Source organism: bacterium (assembly GCA_021372775.1).
Classification (GTDB): domain Bacteria; phylum Acidobacteriota; class Polarisedimenticolia; order J045; family J045; genus JAJFTU01.
Genome location: JAJFTU010000120.1, coordinates 1 through 3,705, shown reverse-complemented (window position 1 = coordinate 3,705; position 3,705 = coordinate 1). Strand labels below are relative to the sequence as shown.

Annotated in this window: 3 protein-coding genes; 2 read left to right on the top strand and 1 reads right to left on the bottom strand. The window is 74.7% G+C overall.

The window, feature by feature from the left end; genetic code table 11:
• On the bottom strand, positions 1–2,096 hold a 2,096-nt coding region (locus tag LLG88_04170), incomplete at its 3' end, for a sulfatase-like hydrolase/transferase (protein MCE5246101.1).
• 247 nt (positions 2,097–2,343) lie between these two features.
• Between LLG88_04170 and LLG88_04165 the strand changes: the two genes are divergently transcribed.
• Positions 2,344–3,243 (top strand): three-Cys-motif partner protein TcmP, encoded by a 900-nt coding sequence (locus LLG88_04165; GenBank protein MCE5246100.1) that lies wholly within the window; start codon positions 2,344–2,346, stop codon positions 3,241–3,243.
• A partial coding sequence (locus LLG88_04160; protein ID MCE5246099.1) for a phage Gp37/Gp68 family protein occupies positions 3,243–3,705 on the top strand: 463 nt, incomplete at its 3' end. The genes LLG88_04165 and LLG88_04160, both read left to right, overlap by 1 nt.

Genomic DNA, 3,705 nt, shown 5'->3' with positions numbered 1-3,705 from the left:
GCGAAGGCGTCCTCGCCGCGCACGCGCGCCGCGAGCGGCGCCGCGGCCAGCGGCTCGGCCGCCGCGAGCAGGCGCAGCGCCTCCGCGCCGCGTCCCTCGAGCGCCTCGAGCCGCGCCAGCTCGATCATCCCGCGCGCCGAGCGCGGCGCGCCTTGCAGCAGCGCCGAGAGCAGCTCGCGCGCCTTGTCGCGCGCCCCGCCGTCGGCCAGCGTCCCCGCCAGCTCGCAGGTCAGCCGCTCCTCGCGCGGCGACTCCTTCAGCCCGCGCTCCAGCTCGATCGCCGCCGCCTGCAGCAGCCCGCGCCGCCGCAGCGCGCGCCCCTTGAGCAGCGCGCCCGAGACCGCGTCCGGCGCCGCCGGAAGGCTGAGCACGACGGCGTGCGCCGCCGCGCCGTACTCCTTCTTCTCGATCAGAATGTCGGCCGCCCGCGAATGGGGATAGCGGTACGACGGGTCGATCTTCACCGCCTCGGCGTAGCGCTGCAGCGCGCCGTCCTTGTCGCCGAGCGAGGCCAGCGCGTCGCCGAGCTTCGCCACGAGGTTCGCCGAGCGGCCGAGCCCCGCGGCCAGCGCCTTCTCGTACGCCTGCCGGGCGAGGAAGCCGTTGCCCGCGCGGTTGTGCAGGTCGCCGACCAGCTCCCACAGCTCCGGCGCGTCCGGCTCCGCCTGCGCCAGCGGCTCGAGCAGCGCCAGCGCCTCGTCGCGCGAGCCGGCCGCCGCGAACCGCTCGGCGAGGACCGCGCGCCCGCCCGCGCCGAGCCGCGCCGTCGGCGCGCGCCGCAGCGCGGCGAGCGCCTCGTCGTTCCGCCCGGCCTGCTCGAGCGCCTCCGCGGCGTCGATCAGCCGCGCGGGGTCGTCGCCCGCGAGTTGCAGCGCCTCGGCGGCCGCCGCGCCCTCGACCGCCGCGCGCGCCGCGCGGTCGGCCGGATCGAGCGCCGACGCGAGCCGCAGCAGCGCGAGGCGCGGCGCGCTCGCCTGCGGCGCGCTCTTCGCCGCCTCGGCGTAGAGGTCGAACGACTCCAGTCCCTTCCCGGCGAAGAGCGCCTCGCGCGCGCGGTTCATCGCCGCGAAGAGCGCCGGCGCGTCCGTCGGCGGCGTCCCCTCGCGCCTCCCCGCGCGCCCGTCGGCGCCGACGACGACGCGTTCCGCGGGCCAGCCGAAGAAGCGCGCCGGCTCGCTCGTCGTCGCGGTCACGTCCGCGGCCGCGGCCGGCGCGCCGCCGAGCCCGGCGCGGGCGAGGATCTCGCCGCGCAGCGCCGTCAGCGGCGCCGTCGCCGAGCCGGCCGGGCCGCGCCCGCCGACGATCCAGAAGGGCGCGCGCAGCACCGACTCCTGCAGCCCGAGCCCCGCCAGCGTCTCCCCTTCGTCGCCCAGCGCGAGGCCGTGCGGCGAGAGGACGACGAGCACCCGCCCCTTGCGCCCCGAGGCGTCGAGCGCGTCAAGCAGCGAGCCGAGCGCCGCGTCCACCGCGGCCAACCCGCGCCCGTATCCCGCGCGCGGCGGCTCGCCCGAGAAGCTCACCGCCGCCGGGATGTCGGCGAAATGGACCCAGAGGAAGAGCCGCTTCTCCCCCGCGCGCTCCTTGAGCCACGCCGCCGCCTTCGCGGCCAGTTCCGCGGCCGGCGTGAAGCCGGAGCGCGACGCGACCTCCGCCGCCTCGTCGGCCGAGACCGCGCGGTCGCCCGAGGCCTCCGGGCCGCTCCAGGCGTCGAAGCCGCGGGCGAGGCCGGAGAGCGGCGTGACGTCGGCCTGCCCGACGAACGCCGCGGAGGCGAAGCCGCGCCGCTTCAGCTCCTCGGCCAGCGTCGTCGCGCCGAGCGGCAGCCGCGCCAGGTCGCCGTGCTCCAGCCCCATCTCCTGCGGCGGGCGCCCCGCCGCGAACGCGGCCAGCGCGAGCGTCGTCTGCGGCGACGGCGCCGCGGCGATCCGCGGCGCTCCGAGCCCCGCGATCCGCGGCGCGGCCGCGCGGTCCACCGCGTCGGCCCGCAGCCCCGCGACCGTGACGACGACGATCGTGTCCGGCTTCGACGAGCACCCGCCGGCGACGCCGAGCGCCGCCGCGACGACCAATCCCGCGCAACGAAGAGAGAGCCTCATGCCGGCCATTCTATCGTGCCGGCCGGACCGCGCCGCGCGGTCCCCGAACGGCGCGCCCGGAGGCGGCCCGTCGGCGTTCGGCGCCCCGCGTTCCTCGATGCTCTCCGTCGGGCGCCGCGTCGTCCCGCTTCCGCAACGGTCCCCGCGCGTCGCGCTCGGACCCCGAAGTGCACTTCGCCCGATCGCCCGCCGGGGGCCGACGCATCGGGGAGCGTCGCGGCTCGGCGATCTTCCGCGAGGGGGGGCCATGTCCGGCTCGGCGCACAACGGCGGCGTCCACACGTTCGGCGGCGACTGGACGACCAGGAAACTGGAAATCGTCCAGAGCTACCTTCGAGCCTATACGCAGGTGATGAAGAAACAGCCGTTCCGCACGGCCTACATCGACGCCTTCGCCGGGACGGGACGACGCAGGCCGAGCGACGAGGCGGACAACGCCGCGCCGCTCTTCGACTTCTCCGACTTCCACCGCGACGCCAAGCCGATTCTGGACGGCTCGGCCCGCATGGCGTTGGGCGTCGAGCCGCCGTTCGACAGGTACATCTTCATGGAAGCCGATCCCGTCAAGTGCGAGGCTCTGCGGGCGCAGGCCGACGAATTTCCGCAGCGGTCGCTCGACGTCCGGTGCGGCGACGCGAACGATCTCCTCCAAGCCCTCGCCGCCAAGGACTGGCGCAAGCGCCGCGCGGTGTTGTTCCTCGATCCCTACGGCATGCAGGTGGCGTGGCGCACGATGAAGGCCGTCGCCGCCACCCGCGCGATCGACGTCTGGGTCCTCTTTCCGCTCGGCGTCGCGACGCAGCGTCTTCTCCAACGCGACGGGAACGTCCCCCCGGGATGGGCGGCCGCCTTGACGCGCATCTTCGGCACGGAGGCGTGGCGAGACGAGTTCTATCAGCCCGTCCAGGAGCCGGCGCTGTTCGACATTCCGGAGAGGATGGAGAAGACGGCGACGGCGCAGTCGATCGCTTCCTTCTACAAGCGGCGACTGAGCGAGGAGTTTCCCGTCGTCGCGCCGAACCACGCGCTCCTGCGCAACTCCACGGGCTGTCCCTTGTACATGCTATGCTTCGCCGCGGGAAGCCCCGGCAAGGGCGGCGACGTCGCCCTCAGGATCGCCGACCACATCCTCAAGAAAGAACTCTGATGGCCCGCCGATCCGCGATCGAATGGACGGAGTCCACTTGGAACCCCGTCACGGGGTGCTCCAAGGTCAGTCCGGGCTGTCAGCACTGCTACGCCGAGCGGATGGCCAAGCGGCTGCGGCTGATGGGCCTGCCCCAGTACGAGCGCGGATTCGAAGTGACGCTCCACGAGGACGCTCTCCGGCTGCCGCTGGAGTGGAAGACGCCGCAGCGCATCTTCGTGAACTCGATGAGCGACCTCTTTCACGAGCTCGTGCCGGAGGAGTTCATCGCGCGCGTGTTCGCCGTGATGGAGGAAGCGGGCCGGCACCAGTTCCAGGTCCTGACCAAGCGCGCGCGCCGGCTGAACGAGTTGGCGCCGCGCCTCCCCTGGCCGAAGAACGTCTGGATGGGCGTCAGCGTCGAGACCGCCGCGTACGTCGAACGCATCGACAACCTCCGCGCCGCCGGCGCCGCGGTGAAGT

Bases quoted from the DNA above. Each gene is read 5' to 3' on its own strand.
- LLG88_04165 (MCE5246100.1), top strand. From the start codon at position 2,344: ATGTCCGGCTCGGCGCACAACGGCGGCGTCCACACGTTCGGCGGCGAC.